Below are 19,867 nucleotides of genomic sequence, written 5' to 3' on the forward strand. Positions count from 1 at the left end.
TGACAAAATATGACTCACTCAGAACAGGTAGTTAGGTCGCTCGGCAAACCACTGGTTCAGCACCTGCTTGAACAACCGGATCTTGCGTGGCACCCGCCGCTGCTGGGCATGCAGCACATGAAGCTGATGCAGGCCGCTCTGCCACTCGTCAAGCACGGTCACCAGCTCCCCCGCCGTCAGCAGCGACTCCACCAGCATCAGCGGGCACTTCGCATAGCCCATACCGGCGCGCGCCAATTGCAACACTGTGCTGTAGTGGTTGGCCCGCACCTTGCCCTGTACCAGAATGTGGGCCTCTTCCCCCTCACGGATAAAGTGCCACTGCTCCCAAGCCGGATTGTGTCCCTGCAACAGGCAGCTGCACCCGCTCAGTTCATAGGGGGTGGCAGGACGCCCCTCTCGCGCCACCAGTGCGGGGCTGGCCACCACCACATCCTTGAGTCGGCCAAGAGGAAGTGCGACCAGATTGTCCGGCACCTCGTTCATGGCGCGCAGGGCGATGTCGTTCTCCCCCTGACTCATGTCGACCATCTGGTTGGTAAAATTGAGCTCCACCTCCACTCCCGGACAGAGCGCGGCAAAGCTGGTCAGCAGCTCGCTCACCATGTGATCGCCGGTGCTGACCGGGCATGTAAAGCGCAGGCGGCCGCCATCCTCTTCGGTCAGCGCCTGAATATCCTGCTCCGCCTGCCTAGCTAGCGCGAAGATCTCCCCCGCCTGCTGGTAGAGGGTCTTGCCCGCCTCGGTCAGGCTGAGGCGGCGGGTGGTGCGCTGCAACAGCTGCACATTGAGGGAGATCTCCAGCGCGCTGACGTGGCGGCTCAGCATCCCCTTGCTGACCCCCAGCGTATCGGCCGCAGCCGAGAAACTGCCGCGCAGCACCACCTCGTAAAAGCTGGCCAGATGGGCGATATCCATCATTAGCTCCAATATGGAAACAATGGGTTTGTTTTACGCGCTTTTTCGCATTTTCTGTTGCGCTAGAATCGATACATCCCAACCAGGAGTGATGCAGATGAAAATTGTGATTGTGGGTGCCTCCGGCACCGTCGGTTCCGCGGTCAATGAACTGCTTGCCAAAGATCATCAGGTGATCCGGGTCGGCCACAGCCGTGGTGATGCTACGGTCGACATGCGCGATCCCGCCTCCATCAAGGCGCTGTTCGCCAAGCTGGGCCAGTTTGATGCACTGGTTGTCGCCAGCGGCAGCGTGGCCTTCAACGGTCTGACCGAAATGACCGACGAGCAGTGGCAGGTGGGACTGGAGAGCAAGCTGATGGGCCAGATCAACCTGACCCGAGCCGCCATTCCCCATCTCAATGACAGGGGATCCATCACCCTGATCAGCGGCATCCTGAGCGAAGAGCCGATCAACTGGGGCGTGAGCGCCAGCACCGTCAACGGCGCCATCGATCACTTTGTGAAAGCGGCCGCCTGCGAGCTACCCAGGGGCCTTCGCATCAATGTGGTGAGCCCCACCGTGCTGGCGGAGTCGATGGACAAATACGCCGACTTCTTCCCGGGCTTCGTGCCGGTGCCCGCCGCCAAGGTAGCGCAGGCTTACAAGAAGTCGGTGTTGGGCATCCAGACCGGTCAGGTGTTCAGAGTCAACGGTTGAGCGCTGCTCGCTTGCTGGCAGACTAACAATAAAAACGGGCCCCGCAATGGGGCCCGTCTGTTTCTCTGCCTATCTCCTTTGCCGCCAGCAAACGTTTGTTTGTTGGCGACAAAAAAGAGAGGAACCCTTAGTCGATCAGACCGTACTGCTCGCGCAGCACCTCGATGATCTCCTGCTTGGGATTGGCAGAACGCGCCAGCTTGTGGCCGATGATCTTCTCGGCGATCCCGACATAGGTGTTGGAGATATCCATCATCACTTCGGTCGGCAGCTTGTTGTCGCGGGCCAGGGCAAAACGTTCCGGCATGCGGTTCTTGTTGAGCAGGATGTCCGGATCCGGGAAGTGGTTGAGCAGCCACTGACGGAAACCCTCTTTCGACTTCTCGACAATCTGACCGTCGCGCAGGGCCGCGCCATCCCAGATACGGGAGCTGTCGGGGGTGCCCACTTCGTCCATGTAGATCAGCTTCTCGTTGCCTGCCGCATCGTGGACGTAACCAAATTCGAACTTGGTATCGACGAAGATCTGATCCAGCCCGGCCAGCGCGTCGCTGATGACGTTGAAGCCCTCTTTGAGCAGCACTTCGTAGCGGTCGATGTCGGCCGGTTTGCTGAAGTTGAAGCCTTTATAGTGGCGCTCGATATCGGCACGGGAGACGTTGACGTCATCGGCTTCCGGCACGCCATCCAGCCCTTTCAGCACACCCTTGGTAGACGGGGTGATGAGGATCTCCGGCAGCTTCTGATCCTTTTTGAGCCCTTCCGGCAGGGTGATGCCGCAGAACTCGCGCTCGCCATCCTTGTAGGCACGCCACATGGAGCCGGTGATGTATTGGCGGGCAATCGCCTCGATCATCACCGGACGGGCTTTTTGCACAATCCAGACGAAGGGGTGCGGAATATCCAGAATGTGGCTGTCGGCCAGTCCCTTCTCCTTGAACAGCTTGAACCAGTGGCTGGAGATGGCGTTGAGCGCAGCGCCCTTGCCCGGTACGCCGTTCAGGCCATCCACACCTTGCCAGATGCAATCGAAGGCCGAGATGCGATCGCTGATCACCATGAGGGCGAGGGGCGTATCGGCCGGCACATCATAGCCTTTCTCTTTTATGAGCCGGGCACTGTCTTCGGGGGTCAACCAGTAGACGCTGCGCACTTTGCCGGAATGGACAGGTTTATCGGTACGGATCGGCAAATCGTCATTCACCGCCAATACTTGATCTGCAAGACTCATGGCTAATAACACTTCCTGTTTGTGGGGGGTAAACATCGCGAGTCCCTCACCTGCACGCTCTGTTTGCAACGGGCTGGCAAGGGGGCTCGCATCATCGAAAACCGCTCGGAATCCCCGCGTTTTCAGGGGGATTCAGATAACAAAACAGGGGCACAAGGCCCCTGTATTTATTCTGCTTTTGCTGCTGCCTGATCGGCCAGCCCCTTGGCGAACGCCTCGGACAGGCTGATATACATCTGGGAGATAACCCCGGACGATACCGGCTTCTTGTCCTTGTCGAACAGGGTGATGGAGGTCTTGCCTCCCGCCATTTCGCCAAGCTGGAAGCGGTATTTCTCCTCCTCCAGTTTGAACGGCTCGCTCCCTTTCGCCTTCCAGAACTCGGCACCCGGCTCTTCGTACTCGACGTCGATCCAGCCCAGTGACTGCTGGGTATCCTTGATGGCGAAACCGTAAGCGGGCAGTACCTGGTTGAGGCGACGCCACACCTGATCAAAGGAGCCTTCGGCAATCCAGGCGCTCAGTTCGTTGTTGTCCAGACCCAGTTGCAGACCCATGCCATCGTTGGACTTGTGCTGCTCGCGGGCTTTCAGCTGGCTGTCGTAATAGAGCGAGAACTGGTTCAGCACTCGCGCAGCATAGCGCTGGGCATCGGCAGGGGTCAGCTTGTTGCTGGTCTCGCCATCGATGGTCTCTTCGTGATCCAGTACCCGGACCGACATGTTGACGGCGTGGCGCTGGGCATCGTTGCGCACGGTGAACTGGTAACGCTGACGGATTTTGAAGTCTTCGTCATCTTCACCCCAGCCATCGAGGGCGACCGTGTTGTCAAACCAGCCGGTCTGCAATACGCCATCCTGCTGATCCAGCTTCTCGGTGGTGACCTTGTATTTGGCCAGGAAGTTCATCAGGAACGACCAGGTATCGCGCTCCACGCTCTGGCTGGTGCTCAGGGCATAGAAGGCAACTGTCGGTTCGGTTGCGCTCTGCATCACCTGACTGCCCGGCACCACGGTCAGCAGTTGAGCGGGTGGGCGCACATCAACCTGGGCGCCGAGGGCACCTTCACGGCTGCTTTCGGGAAGCGGCGGGATGTCGTACTGGCTGTTGAAGGTGGGGGCACTCAATCCTGCGGGGATCAAGAACGCGCGGCCCTCGAGGCGGGCATCTTCATAACCGAAGTCGCGGTTGGCCATTTTGCGATCCTGGGGGGTGCTGCAACCGGCCAATACGGCCACAGTCGCAACGCTCAGCACCAGACGGGCTCTATTTCCCTTTCCATTAGATTTAAACACTCGCCATCAACTCCGCTGTGGTCAGTGCTCGCGCCATCAGCTGTTCGCCCTCGGGGGTGAGGTCAACCAGCGGCAGGCGCAAGGTGGCTGTTGCAATCAACCCCAGTTGGGCACAGGCCCATTTCACCGGGGTGGGGCTCGGTTCGCAGAACAGAGTCTTGTGCAACGGCATCAAGAGATTGTTGATGTCATGCGCCTGCCCGGCATCACCGGCCAGCGCAGCACGACACATGTCGGCCATCTGGGCCGCTGCAATATTGGTGGTGACCGAAATCACGCCATCGCCACCTTGCAGCATAAAATCACAACCAGTGGCATCGTCGCCACTGTAGAGAGCAAACTCCGGCCCGCACAGCTCACGCAGCAGCGGGGTGCGGCTCAAATCGCCGGTTGCCTCTTTCAAACCGATAATGCCGGGAACCTTGGCCAGACGGGCCACGGTCTCCGGTTTGAGGTCGCAACAGGTGCGACCGGGCACATTATAAAGAATTTGGGGCAGACCACTAGCCTCGGCGATCGCACAATAGTGGCGATAGAGACCTTCCTGAGTGGGCTTGTTGTAGTAAGGAGTCACCGAGAGGCCCGCCACCACGCCGGTTTTGGCCAGTCGCTTGGCCAATTCAATGGCGTGGGCGGTATTGTTGGAGCCGCAACCGGCGATGACGGGAATGCGTCCGGCGGCATACTCAACGGTCTTTTCAACGACGGCGATATGCTCCTGCTCGCTCAGGGTCACCGATTCCCCTGTGGTACCCACCGCAACAATGGCGCTGGTCCCGGCGCTGACATGATAGTCGACCAGCTTGGCCAGACTGGCCCAATCGACTTCACCTGAAGCCAGCATGGGGGTAACGAGCGCAACAATACTACCGCGTAACATGGACTTTTCTCCCGATTTTCAGGGGCGTAATGGTAAAGCTGACCCCTTTGAAAAACAAGGGAGAGAGGGGGCAAGCCGTGATACCATCCGGCACAAAAAGTAATGGACGAAAGTCGGCAGCCCCCCTCAGGGAGTGGTCATCAGGGCCGGAGGGTTGGCTTGCCAGCGCGGCTTTCGCAACGAAATAACGGACGAGAGAAGATTTATGACTCACTACCTGGTCGTAACGGCCATCGGCACGGACAGGCCTGGCATCGTCAATGAAGTGACCCGCCACGTCAGTGGCTGTGGTTGCAACATTGTGGACAGCCGCCTTGGCATCTTCGGCAATGAATTTACCTTTATCATGCTACTCTCGGGCGACTGGAACAGCATGATGCAACTCGAAATCAGCCTGCCCCTGCGTAGCCAGGAGTGGGATCTCATCACCATGATGAAACGCACCGAACGCCACCAGTCCCTGCAGTATGACGTCCGCGCCAGTGCCGACCTGTTGATCCGCGACGAGCCCGGCATCGTAAGCCAGTGCACCCAGTTCTTCAGCGAACATGGCTGGAACATTCAGGCGATGCAATCCATGACCCTGGAGCAGCAGCCGTTCAACCTGCTGAAGATCAGTTTTCAGCTCAATCTGGCCAGAGAGGGTGAAGTAGAAGGTTCGCAAACCGCCTTCGCCGAATTCTGTCGTCAACTGGGTGCCGAATCGTTCGAGTTTATCGTCAATCGCAAACACGCCTGAGGGCGTTTTACCCGAGGAGACCCCATGCAACCACTACAAGCTGGCAGCCCCGCCCCCGATTTCTCCCTGCCCGACCAGAATGGCAATCAGGTCAGCCTCGCTGGCCTGCGCGGCAAAAAAGTGCTGGTCTACTTCTATCCCAAGGCGATGACCCCTGGCTGCACCACCCAGGCCTGCAGCCTGCGCGATGTGAACGCCGAGCTGGCCGCCCTCAATGTGGTGGTGCTTGGCATCAGCCCGGATCCGGCCAAACGGCTGAAAAAGTTCGAAGAGCGGGACCAGCTCAACTTCACTCTGCTGGCCGATGAAGACCACGCAGTAGCCGATGCCTTTGGCGTCTGGGGCCCGAAGAAGTTTATGGGCAAGGAGTATGACGGCATTCACCGTCAGAGCTTCCTGATCGATGAAGACGGCAAAATTGCCCACCACTTCGACAAGTTCAAAACCAGCGATCACCATCAGGTGGTACTGGATTTCCTCAAGGAATAACCCTCCCCTGCGTCATTGAAAGGCCTGCCATGCAGGCCTTTTTCGTCTGATCAGCCGCCCCTTGCCAGCGGATTTTTCTCACCAACTCCCCCGCCCAGATCAAAAAATTCATTTTATATATGGGTTAACGTGACCCCAGAATCATCTTCCAGCGAGATATCCCATGAACATGAGCAACACTGAGCGTTTGATCCTGAGCAACCAGTACGAAATTCTGGCGAAACTCAATCCGGAGAAAGCGGACGTCTACCAGCGCGCCAGCACCATCATCGAGCGCGGCTACTGCCTGCAGATCCTCGAGCTGGAGAAAAGCTTCGGCCATCTGGATCTGGCGACCTGCCAGGAGGTAATCGACACCCTGGAGCTGCACCACGCACTGGCCATCTCATGGGGCAATCTGGATGCTGCCGATCAGGGCGAGATCAATGCCAGCCGGCTGGAGTTCAACGGCTACAGCCGCAGTCAGGAGCGTGAGCTGGCCGACTACGTCTGCTTCCTGCTGGAGGTGGACAAGCGCTTCCCCGAGCTCAAGTGCCCGTGCGATGAGCTCTCCAGCGACATCGCCATGCGCGACAAATACCAGCGGATGCTGCAGGTGTGGCGCCAGTGCCCCCGTCAGTACAAGCTATCCATCCAGGAGATCCGCAAGGTGCTGGCTGCCTGATGGCAGGCTACCAGACAACAAAAAAGGCGCCAGTGGCGCCTTTTTGCATCTGAATCGGGTTATTCGTAGAGAAAGGATTTATCGAGCTGCTGGAAGGCGGCATTGAGGGTATCGGCCAGCTCTTCATAGCGAGGCTGAGACACCAGCTGGCGGCGGCCACCCTGCTCGTTCATCTTGCCGTTGATCTCCCGATACCAGCTCGCCAGCGACGGGGGCAAGCGGGTGTCGGCACGCTGGCCGAGCCAGTAGTAGCCCTGCAGCGGCAAACTGAGCAGAAACAGCACGGAAGTGATGACGGAAGGCCAGTAGTGCAGCTCGCCAAACTGGAACTGCAGCATCACGCTCAGCACAGCCAGCGCGGGGATCACCCTGAGAGCGAATTCGGTCGCCTTGATCACCCGATTTTCAGGAAACATCGAATTGAGCTCGGGACGGCGCGGCCAAAGCGTCATATAATGGCGGCCTTGCTGTAACTTAGTTCCAAAAATGTTCATGCTCATGCTACCTCCGAGCGCTTTTTGAACGCACTAACGGCAAAACCTCGACAATATTTGATGCGAAGTAACAAAGATTGAGGATGACTTTGTTATTTTTCAACAATCGGGTTATCCTTTATACGCCCATTTTTGCGTCAAAAGCATCTTGCTATTGACCTGTCAGGGACGTCTGGATTTCGGGTCTTGTATCACTATACAAGGGGCAAGCAACAGATTGCCAACCCTCATAAGGATAAGTTGAAAGTTTTTGGCCGCACCGCGTCCAACGCATCCGCCTACACAACCCAATCTGCGATAGGATTTATTCATGAGTAAGCTGGTTCTTGTTCTTAACTGTGGCAGCTCTTCCCTGAAGTTTGCTGTCATTGACGCAACCACCGGTGATGACCTGCTGTCCGGCCTGGCCGAATGCTTCAACCTCGACGACGCCCGCATCAAGTGGAAACTGAATGGCGAGAAAGGCAGTGCCGATCTGGGCGCTGGTGCCGCTCACCAGGAAGCGCTGGACTTCATCGTCAACAAGATCCTGCCGCTCAACCCAGAACTGTCCAAAAATCTGATCGCCATCGGTCACCGTGTTGTTCACGGTGGTGAGCGCTTCACCTCTTCCGTGGTCATCTGCGAAGACGTGATTGCCGGCATCGAAGCCGCCGTTCCGTACGCGCCGCTGCACAACCCGGCCCACCTGATCGGTATCCGCGAAGCCCGCCGCGTATTCCCGGCGCTGGCTGACAAGAACGTGGCCGTATTCGATACCGCGTTCCACCAGACCATGCCGGAAGAAGCCTTCCTGTACGCCCTGCCGTACAAGCTCTACAAAGAGAACGGCATCCGTCGCTACGGCGCTCACGGCACCAGCCACTACTACATCAGCCTGGAAGCTGCCAAGCAGCTGAACAAGCCGGTTGAAGAGCTGAACATCATCAACTGCCACCTGGGCAACGGCGGTTCCGTCTGCGCCATCAAGAACGGCAAATCTGTTGATACCTCTATGGGCCTGACCCCGCTGGAAGGCCTTGTTATGGGTACCCGCTCCGGTGATCTGGACCCGGCCATCATCTTCTTCCTGCACGATAAGCTGGGCATGAGCGTGGCCGATATCAACACCATGCTGACCAAAGAGTCCGGCCTGCAGGGTCTGACCGAAGTCACCTCCGACTGCCGTTTTGTTGAAGACAACTACGACAGCAAAGAAGAAGCCAAGCGTGCTATGGATGTTTACTGCTATCGCCTGGCCAAGTACATCGGCGCCTACGCTGCCGCCATGGACGGTCGTCTGGACGCCGTTGTTTTCACCGGTGGTATCGGTGAAAACTCCGCCCCGATCCGTGAAATCACCCTGAACAAGCTGGGTCTGCTGGGCTTTGACGTTGATCACGACGCCAACCTGAAGGCTCGTTTCGGCAAGGGTGGCGAGATCACCAAGGCTGGTTCTACCAAGGCCCTGGTTATCCCGACCAATGAAGAGTGGGTTATCGCCCACGACGCGCTGGAACTGGTCGGCGCTTAATTAATGCAGTAACTCGAGGCCGCCCACCAGGGCGGCCTTTTCCTGATCCCAAAAAATGAACAAGGGGTATAAAGTGGCACGCACTATTATGCTTATCCCGGTCGGCACTGGTGTCGGCGTAACTTCCGTAAGCCTTGGCGTTGTTCGCGCCATGGAGCGTCACGGTGTCAATGTCAGCTTCTTCAAACCGGTTGCCCAGCCGCGTCCGGGTGAAACCGGCGCCGAGCGCTCAACCGCCGTTATCCGCGCTGCTGCCAACATCAACCCGCCCGAGCCGTTCACCCTCTCCTACGCCGAGAACATGATCAGCTCCAGTAACACCGATATCCTGCTGGAAGAGATCGTTGCCCGCTTCGAAGAGCACGTGAAATCCAGTGGTGCCGAAGTGCTGGTTGTCGAAGGTATGGTGCCGACCGACAAGCAGCCCTTTGCCAACAAGCTGAACTATGACGTGGCCAAGGCGCTGGATGCCGACATGGTATTCGTGACCCACCCTGGCCATGACTCCAGCCAGAAGCTCAAAGAGCGCATCGAACTGGCCTGCTCCAACTTCGGTGGTGTCAACAACCCCCGTATCGTTGGCTGCGTGATCAACAAGGTTGGCGCGCCGGTTGACGAGCATGGCGTAACCCGCCCTGACCTGACCGAGATGTTCGAAGCCCATCACCACGCTTCCGACGCCGCCCACAACCTGGAAGTGCTGCAAGTATTCGGCAAGAGCCCGCTGCGCATCCTGGGTTGCATCCCCTGGAACACCCAGCTGATCGCCCCGCGCGCCAAGGATCTCGCCAAGCATCTGGCCGCCAAGATCCTGCACAAGGGTGAGCTGGACAGCCGCCGCCTGCAGACCGTGACCTTCTGCGCCCGCTCCATCCACAACATGGTTGAGCACTTCCGACCGGGCAGCCTGCTGGTGACCTCCGGCGACCGCTCTGACGTCATCGTCTCTGCCTGCCTCTCCGCCATGAATGGCGTCAAGCTGGGTGCCCTGCTGCTGACCGGTAACTATCATCCGGAGCCGCAAGTAATGGCGCTGTGCCAACAGGCCATGGCCACCGGCCTGCCGATCATGATGACCGGTACCAACACCTGGCAGACCGCCGTCAGCCTGCAGAACTTCAACGTCGACATTCCGGAAGATGACCGCGAGCGTATCGAGCTGGTGCAGGATTATGTGGCTGGCCACATCGACAAACACTGGATCGAGTCGCTGACCGTCAGCTCTACCCGTTCCCGCCGTCTGAGCCCGCCGGCATTCCGTTATCAGCTGACCGAGCTGGCCCGTCAGGCCAACAAGCGTGTCGTGCTGCCGGAAGGCGACGAGCCGCGCACCATCAAGGCTGCCGCCATCTGTGCCGAGCGTGGCATTGCCCGTCCTGTGCTGCTGGGTAACCCGGAAGAGATCCGTCGTGTTGCCGAGCAGCAGGGTGTGGTTCTGACCGATCGCGTCGAGATCATCGATCCGGTTGTTGTGCGCGAGCGCTATGTGCCGCGTCTGGTCGAGCTGCGCAAGAACAAGGGCATGACCGAAGTGGTTGCCCGCGAGCAGCTGGAAGACAACGTGGTACTGGGTACCATGATGCTGGAGCGCAATGAAGTTGACGGCCTGGTGTCCGGCGCAGTGCACACCACTGCCAACACCATCCGTCCGCCGATGCAAATCATCAAGACCGCTCCGGGCTCTTCCCTGATCTCCTCCATCTTCTTCATGCTGCTGCCTGACCAGGTTCTGGTCTACGGTGACTGCGCGATCAACCCGGACCCCACTGCCGAGCAGTTGGCCGAGATCGCCATTCAGTCCGCCGACTCTGCTGCCGCTTTCGGCATCGAGCCGCGCGTCGCCATGATCTCCTACTCTACCGGTACCTCTGGCGCCGGCGCCGATGTGGACAAGGTGCGTGAAGCGACCGAGCTGGCCAAAGCCAAGCGTCCCGACCTCATCATCGATGGCCCGCTGCAGTACGATGCGGCCATCATGGAGAACGTGGCCAAGTCCAAGGCGCCTAACTCACCGGTTGCCGGTAAAGCGACCGTGTTCGTCTTCCCGGATCTGAACACAGGTAACACCACCTACAAGGCGGTACAGCGTTCTGCTGACCTGGTCTCCATCGGCCCGATGCTGCAAGGCATGCGCAAGCCGGTCAACGACCTCTCCCGCGGCGCCCTGGTTGACGACATCGTCTACACCATCGCCCTGACCGGTATCCAGGCTGCTCAGGCTGACGAACAAGCTTAATCAGCATCCGCCTGAAAAAACCGATCTTAAAGGCTGCTCACCCAGTTGAGCAGCCTTTTTTATTGGTTCTCTTTTGAAGGCCAGTCAAACATACCATCAGCACGGCACTATGCAGAATAATGCCATGTGTGGCGCAATCGATAGTTTGAGTAGCGCATCAGCAGGGAAGCATACTAGCCACGTCAAGAGGATGTATGAAATACATTCAAGATCATAAGATTGGGTATACGAGAGCATTCATAGCAGAGCGCTTATAGCAAATCTTTCACCATCGGCATGAGGATTTGAGCTGTTAGAAATAGCAGTGAAAAAGACCCGTTCGATACGCTATTTCTCAAAGTGCCCACACGGCAAAATCCAACATCATGGAGGAATGGAAATGCTGATGAAGAAACTCTCTGCAGTCATGCTGCTGGCCTGCTTGCCCTTGTTCAGCCAACCCGTGCTGGCGGCAGATAAGGCAACCCCCAAGCAAACAACCACAACCTCGGTCGCCAAAGAGGATGGCAAACTGAATATCAATACGGCGACCCCTGCCGAACTCACCAACCTGAAAGGAATTGGCGACAAGAAGGCACAAGCCATCGTTGACTATCGGGAAAAACAGGGAAAGTTCACCTCGATCGATCAGCTGGCCGATGTGAATGGCATAGGCCCGGCCACGCTGGAAGCCAACCGTGACATGATCATCGTCAAATAACGTCCGAGCACTGCATATACATATGGGGCAGCCTGTGGCTGCCCCATTTTTCTTGGAGTATCATGGCCGCACTTTAAATCCCGCTGGATAGTTTTCCATGAAAAAGACTCCTCTTGTTGTTCGCAAGGCCGTGCTCCCGGTAGCCGGTCTGGGTACCCGTATGCTTCCCGCCACCAAGGCCATCCCGAAAGAGATGCTGCCGGTGGTCGACAAACCGCTGATCCAGTATGTAGTGCGCGAAGCCATCGCCGCTGGGATCAAGGAGATCATTCTGGTCACCCATTCCAGTAAAAACTCCATCGAGAACCACTTCGACAAGAGTTTCGAACTGGAAGCGACCCTCGAGAAGCGAGTCAAGCGTCAGCTGCTGGAAGAGGTGCAACAGATCTGCCCGAAAGACGTCACCATCATGCACGTCCGCCAGGGCGAGGCAAAAGGGCTGGGTCACGCTGTGCTGTGTGCCCGCCCGTTGATCGGTGATAACCCCTTCGCCGTACTGCTGCCGGATGTACTGATCGATGATGTGGCCAGTGATCAGAAAAAAGACAACCTGGCCGAAATGGTGCATCTGTTTGAAGAGGAACAGATCAGCCAGATCATGGTGGAAGCGGTACCCGAGAGCGAAGTGGACAAGTACGGCATCGCCGATATCAAAGGCGAGGCGCTGACTGAGGGGATGTCCCTGCCGATGCACGCCATTGTCGAGAAGCCGCCCCGTGACGAGGCCCCGTCCAATCTGGCGGTCGTGGGTCGTTATGTACTCTCGTCCAATATCTGGCCGCTGCTGGAAAAAACCCCGGCCGGTGCCGGTGACGAGATCCAGCTGACGGACGCCATCGCCATGCTGATGGAGCAGGAACAGGTCAACGCCTACTTCATGAAGGGCAAGAGCCACGATTGCGGCAGCAAGCTCGGCTATATGAAAGCCAATGTGGAATATGCTGTACGCCATCAGGAGCTGAACGGTGAATTCATCGGCTGGCTGAAGCAGTTCGTCAAGCAGTTGTAATCACTGATAAATCTGTTTTTATAGAGATATTCAAAGAGCATCAAATGATGCTCTTTTTTCTTTTTTGCAACAAAAAACCAACCATCACAAAATAAAATCTCAGTAAATCATAAAGTTGTAATTTATTCACACATGTTCTATAAGGATTGAGGCGCGTTCCTCGCCCTTGCATAAAAAACTCAAAAAAGTATAAAACACAGGTGGAAGTTCCAATGAATAACCCGTCAAAAGGGACCTTTTTAGGTCACCCTAAAGGGCTTTTTTTGCTCTTTAGTACCGAATTGTGGGAGAGATTCTCCTATTACGGCATGCGTGCCGTGCTGGTGCTCTATCTGACCGACCTGACTGCCAACGGCGGTTTGGGCTGGAGTCAGGCAGATGCCCTCAAACTCTACGGTATCTATACCGGTCTGGTTTATATCACTCCGCTGATCGGCGGCTGGCTGGCTGACACCTTCCTGGGTCAACGTCGCGCCATCCTGATCGGTGCCGTGCTGATGGCCGCAGGTCAGTTCACTCTGGCACTGCCCCACGCCATGTTTCCGGATATGGTCAACACCATGTTCTACGCGGGCCTCGCGCTGCTGATCGTGGGTAACGGTCTGTTCAAGCCGAACATCTCCACCATGGTAGGCGACCTCTATGCAGAGGGTGACCACCGTCGTGATGGCGCCTTCACCATCTTCTACATGGGCATCAACCTGGGTTCCCTGCTGGCAGGTGTGATCTGTGGTGCTGCCGCCACCGCCTACGGCTGGCAAGCTGCCTTCGTCGGCGCCGGTATCGGCATGCTGCTCTCTCTGGTGATCCAGGCCACCATGGCCCAGCGTTTCCTGGGTGACATCGGTCGCGTCACTGCCGCCCAGCGCGCAGCCGCTCTGCGTACTACCGAGCAGAAAGCACCGCTGACCAAGCAGGAAGTGGATCGCATCAAGGTTATTCTGGTACTGGGTCTGTTCACCATCATCTTCTGGGCCGGTTTCGAGCAGGCCGGTGGTCTGATGAACCTCTACACCCAGGAGTATACCGACCGCATGATCGGCAGCTTCGAAGTGCCGACCGCCTGGTTCCAGTCCCTGAACCCCTTCTTCATCATCACCCTGGCACCGGTCGTTGCGGCCATCTGGATCAAGCTCGGCAAGAAAGAGCCGAACTCTCCGGTGAAATTCGCCATGGGTCTGCTGTTCCTGGCTGTCGGCTTCCTGTTCATGGTGGGTGCCGTGCTGCAGCAAGGTGGTGACAACACCGTCAAGACCTCCATGTTCTGGCTGGTTGGCGCGTACCTGTTCCACACCCTGGGCGAGCTCTGCCTCTCCCCGATCGGCCTCTCCATGGTAACCAAGCTGGCTCCGCTGCGTCTGGCTTCCCTGATGATGGGTGCCTGGTTTGGCTTCGTGGCTCTGGCCAACTACGCTGCGGGCTTTATCGGCTCCTTCGTGGGTGAAGCCGGTCCGATCGCCATCTTCGGTGGCATCGCCCTGGCTGCGATACTGAGCGCCCTGATCCTGCTGACCATGGCCAACCGCCTGGTTTACTGGATGCACGGTGCCGAAGGCCCGGCCAAAGCGCCGCAAGCGCAAGAGAAAAAACTGCACTCCGCCGCCGTCTAAGCGGTCAGGATTGTAAACAACAAACAGGGCGCCCATCGGCGCCCTGTTTGTTTTGGCCTGTTTATCATGCGGCGTCAGTGATAGCGCACCTGCACATCCAGCGAGCCGCCGCTGTCACTGCGAAACTGCAGGGCGAACGGTTCATGCCAGCTGCGTTTGTGCAGGGCGTAGTGACTGCTGCGCATCAGGCCAAGGGGCAAGCCACCGGAGCGCATCAGCCAGTGGGGAGAGGTGAGCCCTGCGTTGGCAAACACCAGCCCATCGTGCTGATCAAACAGCAGCGCCGCCATGGCAAAAGAGTGACGAAGCCCGGACTCCATCAGTTGGTGGTTGAGGTAGTCGAGCAACCGGTGTGGCTGGCTCAGCAACCGGCTCTCGTTCTGCTGAAACTGACGGTAGGGGACGTTCATCAAGGAGCGCACCAAGGCCCCGCAAAATGCTGCATCCGTACCCATGATCGGCAGCTCCATCACCAACACCAGCAGCTTGTCTTCCACCTTGAAGGTATCGGGTATAAACAACTGCCCCAGCCCCTTGAACGTAACCTGCCAGGGGCCCCACTCCTGCAACCGCGGAGGCTTGAGCCCCGCCAGCAGACGGCTGGCCGCCTTGTCGTGGGCACTGAAGTAGTCGATGTGCTCCATCAGCTCCAGCTGCTGCGACCGGTTGACACCGCCGTTGAGACACTGTTCGATGCTGCGCTCGACCAGCGCGTAATTCTCGAGAGGTTTGAGCAGATAGTCCCGCGCACCGGCACGCAAGGCGCTGGCGACCGCCTCCATGGTGCTCTGGGCCGAAATGACGATAACCGGAATATGGGGATAGCGCGCAGAAAGGCAGGCGATCACCTCGTGACCATCCATATTGGGCATATTGAGATCGCAGAGCACCACATCGGGATGGTAGAGCGCCGCCGCCGATAGCCCCTCAATACCATCTTCGGCCTGAAACACCGTTGCCCCGTCCCGTGCGAGGTAACTCACTAACGAGTGGCGAAAAACGGCCTCGTCCTCCACCACCAGGATCCGTAGCCCAGCTTTTGGCATTTTGATAAAGCTCTTATTAGTCAATTGGTTATTTAGGTATTAAGACTAGTTCAAAAGTCCGGTATCCGCGGAAACGATGTGTCAAAAATAACCCTGCCTCGGGTCGTGAACAACATATTGTTCTATTAACAATCACATAGCGCCACAACCTCTCCCCACAATGTCGCTACCGCCATGCGAATTGTGCAAGTGGGCGTCATAAGGGATAATGCCCCCACTCCAGCTCGTGAAGAAGACCATGACCCCAGCCGAATACAGCGCCCTTGCCCACCCCAGATTGTCCCATCCTGCTCGCAGTCTCTATACCCTGCAGCTGCGTCGACTGGTGCTGGAAAATCAGGCGGCCCGGCTCAACTATCCCGAGCTGGGTCGGGCGCTGGCAGTGGTCGACCCTAGCGATCCCTGCGGCTTCTCGTTTCAGGTCAATGCCCGCCAGCTCACCGAGCTGTTCGATGAACTGATGGAGGCGGGCCTGCTGCAGGTCGAGGCTCAGCCTGAGAGTGAGCACTACCATCAGTGCCCGTTCCAGTTGCCGCTACTGACCCAGAAATTGCGCAGCCCGCTGCCGGAGCGCCCCTTCCAGATGCATCTGCAGTGGCGCCCGGACGAAGATCTGCCCGCCCTCGCCCGCCTGTGCGGGGTGATCGATGCCAGCTACAGCGAAGAGGATCTGGGGGAATTTATCGCCTACTGGCTGGGGCGCCCCGAGGTGTTCGACTCCCAGCATCAATGGATGCTCAAGTTTATTCGCGCCCTCAAGACCCGCCGCTACACCCGTCGCAAGCCGATGGAAGTGCAGGGCTACCAGCAGGTGAACGTAACTTCCTCGATTGATACTGAATCAAATAAACGTGCGTTAGAGATCTTGAAAGACGCACGACGCCAACACGAAGCAAAAAAGAATCAAAAAGATGAGAACTAAACTCATCTTCCAGTAAATTTTCGCGAACATAGTAAGATATTGAGCTACGTGATCAGCATCCAAAAGGAGTGCCCAATGACTAAACCATATGAACCACACCTCCAGGATCTGAAAGAGATCGAAAATAAACTCCAAAAACAAACTCAAAACAAACAGGCTCAGAGGGCACATGACCCCGAACTGAGTAGCCATGTTAGTGGGCTGTTAGAACGTATCCGCCGCCTACAGGCCCAGACAGGTGGCAGCCAGTATGACTACGAGACCCTGCGTAAAGAGTACGACGCCAAGGCCAACGCCGAGGTACGCGAGCTGCAGAAGGCGGCCCGTCAGGAGCGGATCCAGAAACTTATCACCCAGGCCGACCTCAATCCGAATTGGGTATTTGAGAAAATGGATACCACAGACCCAATCCTGCAATATCCGATAGAAACAGCGCGTCAATTCATCTGCGGTTTTGAACAATGGGGAGGGAGTTGCATGCTAATCCATGGAGACTATGGAACCGGCAAGTCCACTCTAGCTGGTGCAGTCGCTCACGAACTAATCTCCCTTCACCAGAAATCGGTGATCTTCCAGCAGTGGGCCTCCATCGTCGATCGCCTCTTCTTCAACGTCATCCCCGACCAAGAAGAACGCAACCAGTATCGCCGCGCACTGGAAGAGGTGGATCTGCTGATCATCGATGAAGTAGCAGCCAACCGCGCCAAAATGGCGGAGAGCCAGTCCAGCTTCCTCGGCCACCTGCTGCGCCGCCGTCGCAATCTGTCAAAGAGCGTCATCTTAATTACTAACCATACGCCAGAGACCCTGCATCAGGCGATCGGGGACTTTTGCTTTGAAGCCCTTAAGGCATTCAGCCCTGCTGTTGCTATCCATATGAATGGCCCCAGCCGTCGCCCCAGCATCGGCAACTACAACGGCTGATGCCTCTCAAAGAGTGCGAGTCGCTGACGGCTCGCACCTTCTCCTCCCTGTCAGCTCACAAATAGAAACAACTCTCATTTACAGCAAGCACACAAGCCACTAGGCTAGCCCCTTTTGCCAAGGGAGCTCAGCTATGCCAACCACACTGATTTTCGGAGCCAGCCGCGGGCTGGGCCGCGCCTTTACTCACCACGCCCTGAACCAGGGGCACCGGGTCGTTGCGCTGGTGCGCAGCCCCGAGATGGCCACCGAACTGAGTACGCTGGAAGTTGAGGTGATCGAAGGGGATGCGCTGGATCCGGCTGCGGTGCAGCAGGCATGTGTTCGGGCAGGGCAAGATGCACAGGTCGTCTCTACACTGGGCAGCTTCCGTCAAACGGCGCCGGTGGACTATCAGGGCAACCGCCATGTGATCGATGCCATGGAGCAGGCAGGCCTGAAACGGCTGCTGCTGGTCACCTCCCTCGGCTGCGGCGACAGCTGGCAATATTTGCCGCAGCGGGCCCGCGCCGCCTTCGGCCACGAGGTGCGCCTCAAGAGTCTGGCGGAGAGCTGGCTGCAGACCAGCGCCCTCGCATGGACCATTCTGCGCCCGGCGGGCCTGCAGGATGGCGACGCCACCGGCCGCGCCGAACTGAGTCAGGGCAAGGAGGTACATGGACTGGTACGCCGCGCCGATGTAGCCGCCCAAGGGCTGCGCCTGCTGGCGGATGAGACAGCGGTGGGGCAGATCTACGCCATCGGGGATCCCGAACTCCAGCGTGGCTAAACAAGCAGTAAAACCGCTTAACCCAACCACATAACAAAACAGTCAGCCCAAGGGCTGACCGTTTTCGCTATACCGCACACGCTATCTCACGGGCACTTGCGCCATCCCGCTTAACCGGCGGTGGTTTCACTCTGCACGATCGGCTGGCTGGCCACTGGCAACAACTGCTGTCGCCAGCGCAGCAGCAGGCAGGCCAGCGCACCGTAGACCAACGCCAGTCCCCACAGCTGCCACCAGTAACTGGCAACCTGCGCAAAGTCGGCCCCCATCTGATTGAGGCGCAGAAAACCCTCGATGGCGGGGATAGTGGGCACCCACTGAGCCAGCCAGTTGAGGGGGGCCGGGATCAGCTCCAACGGCCAGATAAAGCCCGCCAGAAAGACCAGCGGCAGAGAGGAGATCAGCACCACCTGAGTTGGCAGATCCCGCCGGGTAAAGATGGCGCCCAGCACCACGCCAAACCAGCAGGTCGCCAGCAGGAACGGCAGGGCAAACAGCCACAGCTCCAGCGGATCTGCATGACGAGCGATATTGTAGTGATCGAAGCAGAAGCCGAGGAAGTAGCTCACCGGCAGCAGGAACAACCCCGCCAGCACCAGGGTTCTGGCCAGCAGCAGCGGCAACACCGGCGCGTTTTGCCAGTAGCCATGCTCGCCGCGGCAACTGCGCTGGTTCTGGGTCGCCCCCAAGATCCCTGCCCCCATCAGCAACACCTGATGGAGGATCAGCACGAACACTGCCGGCACCACGTAATTCACATAGCCCATGGTGGGGTTGAACACCGGCACCACGTTGAGGGCCACCGCATTCCAGCCCATGGCCGCTTGTGGCAGCGCCTCGCCGTGGCTCAGCAGCCGCGCCACCTTCACCTGCGCGGCGAGAGTGCCACCGGCCTGCGCCAGTCCTTCGGCAATGGTGCCGTAGACCAGAAAGTAGGAGGCATCACCGGCATAACTCAGGGTGACGCTCTTGCCCAGCATCAGATCCCGATAGAAGTGGTTGGGGATATGCAGGATGCCGCTCGCCTCCCCGGCCATCATCAGCTGGCGCGCCTCGGCCAGCGAATTGGCCCGCGCCACCAGCTTCACCTGCGGCGTGGCATCGGCCATAAACTCCAGCTGACGGGACAACTGACTGCCATCGTCGTTGACCACCACCACCGCCTCTTCCCGCGGCAACTGATGCAGATAGGGCTGGGGATAGAGAAACGAGTAGAAGAACACCCCACCAAACAGGGTGAGCATGATGGCGCGATCCGCCAGCAGGGTGCGCAACTCGAGGCGCAACAGATCGACAAATCCCAGCATCACTCAGGCTCCTTTTCGACGATCGCCACTGCGACTGATTGACGGGCCTGCTCGGTCTGCTGTTTGTAACGGCGCACCACCAGCAGCAAGGGGAGCAGGAACAGCAACAGCGCACCCAGTTGTGGCAGGGCCGATGCGAGGGGCAGACCGTAGTTGCTCTGGCCAATTTGCAACTCCACATAGTGGGAGACCGGCAACAGGCTGCGCCAGAAGCGGGCAAATTCCCCCATGGCGCTCACCGGAAAGGTGACCCCCATAAAGGCGAAACCGGGCGCCGTGTAAGCCCCAGCCAACGACAGGGCGCGCGCCGGATCCCGGATGATGCCGTAGAAAAAAGCCCCCATGGTGACGCAGGCGGCCGAGGCCAGCCCCAGCCCAACCACCAGCACCAGCCAGCTACCGTGCATGGGGTAGGAGAAGC

General features: G+C 58.1%; 20 protein-coding genes. 12 read left to right on the forward strand and 8 right to left on the reverse strand.

Translation table 11 applies throughout. The features are described 5' to 3' along the window. Positions 1-18 precede the first annotated feature (18 nt). The gene (locus ACRAUW_RS10155; protein WP_431362195.1) at positions 19-918 is read right to left on the reverse strand and encodes a LysR family transcriptional regulator; all 900 of its coding nucleotides are present in this window, start codon (positions 916-918) and stop codon (positions 19-21) included. 97 nt (positions 919-1,015) lie between these two features. On the opposite strand from ACRAUW_RS10155, the gene ACRAUW_RS10160 reads away from it, so the two are divergent. After that, positions 1,016-1,618, forward strand: coding sequence for a short chain dehydrogenase (locus tag ACRAUW_RS10160; protein ID WP_431362182.1), 603 nt, complete (start codon positions 1,016-1,018; stop codon positions 1,616-1,618). Between the two features lie 127 nt (positions 1,619-1,745). On the opposite strand, the gene ACRAUW_RS10165 is transcribed toward ACRAUW_RS10160, so the two are convergent. From ACRAUW_RS10165 to dapA, 3 genes are all read right to left on the reverse strand, one after another. Continuing rightward, positions 1,746-2,849 (reverse strand): phosphoribosylaminoimidazolesuccinocarboxamide synthase, encoded by a 1,104-nt coding sequence (locus ACRAUW_RS10165; protein ID WP_431362183.1) that lies wholly within the window; start codon positions 2,847-2,849, stop codon positions 1,746-1,748. A gap of 167 nt (positions 2,850-3,016) precedes the next feature. Beyond that, positions 3,017-4,144 carry an outer membrane protein assembly factor BamC gene (bamC, locus tag ACRAUW_RS10170; RefSeq protein ID WP_431362184.1) on the reverse strand — a complete coding sequence of 376 codons (1,128 nt, stop codon included), beginning with the start codon at positions 4,142-4,144 and terminating at the stop codon, positions 3,017-3,019. Beyond that, positions 4,137-5,024, reverse strand: coding sequence for a 4-hydroxy-tetrahydrodipicolinate synthase (gene dapA / locus ACRAUW_RS10175; RefSeq protein ID WP_005349232.1), 888 nt, complete (start codon positions 5,022-5,024; stop codon positions 4,137-4,139). The genes bamC and dapA overlap by 8 nt, the downstream gene beginning before the upstream one ends. A 205-nt stretch (positions 5,025-5,229) precedes the next feature. On the opposite strand from dapA, the gene ACRAUW_RS10180 reads away from it, so the two are divergent. The 3 genes from ACRAUW_RS10180 to ACRAUW_RS10190 all read left to right on the forward strand — a co-directional run bounded on the left by ACRAUW_RS10180 (position 5,230) and on the right by ACRAUW_RS10190 (position 6,916). Further along, a complete protein-coding gene (locus ACRAUW_RS10180) occupies positions 5,230-5,763 on the forward strand; it encodes a glycine cleavage system protein R (RefSeq protein WP_005349229.1) in 534 nt (177 codons plus the stop codon). Between the two features lie 24 nt (positions 5,764-5,787). Continuing rightward, positions 5,788-6,252: a thioredoxin-dependent thiol peroxidase gene (bcp, locus tag ACRAUW_RS10185; protein ID WP_335849226.1), complete on the forward strand. Its 465-nt coding sequence runs from the start codon at positions 5,788-5,790 to the stop codon at positions 6,250-6,252. A 163-nt stretch (positions 6,253-6,415) separates the two neighbouring features. Continuing rightward, complete coding sequence (locus tag ACRAUW_RS10190; protein WP_005341125.1) at positions 6,416-6,916, forward strand: YfbU family protein; 501 nt, start codon at positions 6,416-6,418, stop codon at positions 6,914-6,916. A gap of 59 nt (positions 6,917-6,975) precedes the next feature. On the opposite strand, the gene yfbV is transcribed toward ACRAUW_RS10190, so the two are convergent. Beyond that, a complete protein-coding gene (yfbV, locus tag ACRAUW_RS10195; RefSeq protein ID WP_431362185.1) occupies positions 6,976-7,416 on the reverse strand; it encodes a terminus macrodomain insulation protein YfbV in 441 nt (146 codons plus the stop codon). A gap of 304 nt (positions 7,417-7,720) precedes the next feature. Here yfbV and ACRAUW_RS10200 point away from each other — a divergent pair, with 304 nt between their 5' ends. The 5 genes from ACRAUW_RS10200 (at position 7,721) to ACRAUW_RS10220 (ending at position 14,478) form a co-directional block, all read left to right on the forward strand. After that, positions 7,721-8,923, forward strand: coding sequence for an acetate kinase (locus tag ACRAUW_RS10200; RefSeq protein WP_005349210.1), 1,203 nt, complete (start codon positions 7,721-7,723; stop codon positions 8,921-8,923). A 55-nt stretch (positions 8,924-8,978) separates the two neighbouring features. Beyond that, positions 8,979-11,159 carry a phosphate acetyltransferase gene (gene pta, locus ACRAUW_RS10205; RefSeq protein WP_431362186.1) on the forward strand — a complete coding sequence of 727 codons (2,181 nt, stop codon included), beginning with the start codon at positions 8,979-8,981 and terminating at the stop codon, positions 11,157-11,159. Positions 11,160-11,538: 379 nt separating this feature from the next. Further along, on the forward strand, positions 11,539-11,859 hold the full coding sequence (locus ACRAUW_RS10210) for a ComEA family DNA-binding protein (RefSeq protein WP_431362187.1): 321 nt from the start codon (positions 11,539-11,541) through the stop codon (positions 11,857-11,859). 97 nt (positions 11,860-11,956) lie between these two features. Next, a complete protein-coding gene (gene galU, locus ACRAUW_RS10215; protein WP_431362188.1) occupies positions 11,957-12,868 on the forward strand; it encodes a UTP--glucose-1-phosphate uridylyltransferase GalU in 912 nt (303 codons plus the stop codon). Between the two features lie 212 nt (positions 12,869-13,080). Further along, on the forward strand, positions 13,081-14,478 hold the full coding sequence (locus ACRAUW_RS10220; protein WP_431362189.1) for a peptide MFS transporter: 1,398 nt from the start codon (positions 13,081-13,083) through the stop codon (positions 14,476-14,478). A 74-nt stretch (positions 14,479-14,552) separates the two neighbouring features. Here ACRAUW_RS10220 and ACRAUW_RS10225 read toward each other — a convergent pair whose 3' ends face one another. Then, positions 14,553-15,524, reverse strand: a complete 972-nt coding sequence (locus tag ACRAUW_RS10225) for a response regulator (protein WP_431362190.1) — start codon at positions 15,522-15,524, stop codon at positions 14,553-14,555. Between the two features lie 238 nt (positions 15,525-15,762). On the opposite strand from ACRAUW_RS10225, the gene ACRAUW_RS10230 reads away from it, so the two are divergent. The 3 genes from ACRAUW_RS10230 (at position 15,763) to ACRAUW_RS10240 (ending at position 18,139) form a co-directional block, all read left to right on the forward strand. After that, on the forward strand, positions 15,763-16,446 hold the full coding sequence (locus ACRAUW_RS10230) for a DnaT-like ssDNA-binding domain-containing protein (protein ID WP_431362191.1): 684 nt from the start codon (positions 15,763-15,765) through the stop codon (positions 16,444-16,446). A gap of 75 nt (positions 16,447-16,521) precedes the next feature. Beyond that, positions 16,522-17,370: a DnaA ATPase domain-containing protein gene (locus ACRAUW_RS10235; protein WP_263681303.1), complete on the forward strand. Its 849-nt coding sequence runs from the start codon at positions 16,522-16,524 to the stop codon at positions 17,368-17,370. Between the two features lie 133 nt (positions 17,371-17,503). Continuing rightward, entirely contained in the window at positions 17,504-18,139 is a 636-nt protein-coding gene (locus ACRAUW_RS10240; RefSeq protein WP_431362192.1) for an SDR family oxidoreductase, read from the forward strand. Between the two features lie 110 nt (positions 18,140-18,249). Here the strand turns inward: ACRAUW_RS10240 and ACRAUW_RS10245 are convergent, their stop codons facing one another. Both ACRAUW_RS10245 and ACRAUW_RS10250 read right to left on the reverse strand, forming a co-directional pair. Next, positions 18,250-19,446: an ABC transporter permease gene (locus ACRAUW_RS10245; RefSeq protein WP_431362193.1), complete on the reverse strand. Its 1,197-nt coding sequence runs from the start codon at positions 19,444-19,446 to the stop codon at positions 18,250-18,252. Next, on the reverse strand, positions 19,446-19,867 hold a 422-nt coding region (locus tag ACRAUW_RS10250; protein WP_431362194.1), incomplete at its 5' end, for an ABC transporter permease. The genes ACRAUW_RS10250 and ACRAUW_RS10245, both read right to left, overlap by 1 nt.

This window comes from Aeromonas sp. (genome assembly GCF_050633025.1).
GTDB lineage: Bacteria > Pseudomonadota > Gammaproteobacteria > Enterobacterales > Aeromonadaceae > Aeromonas.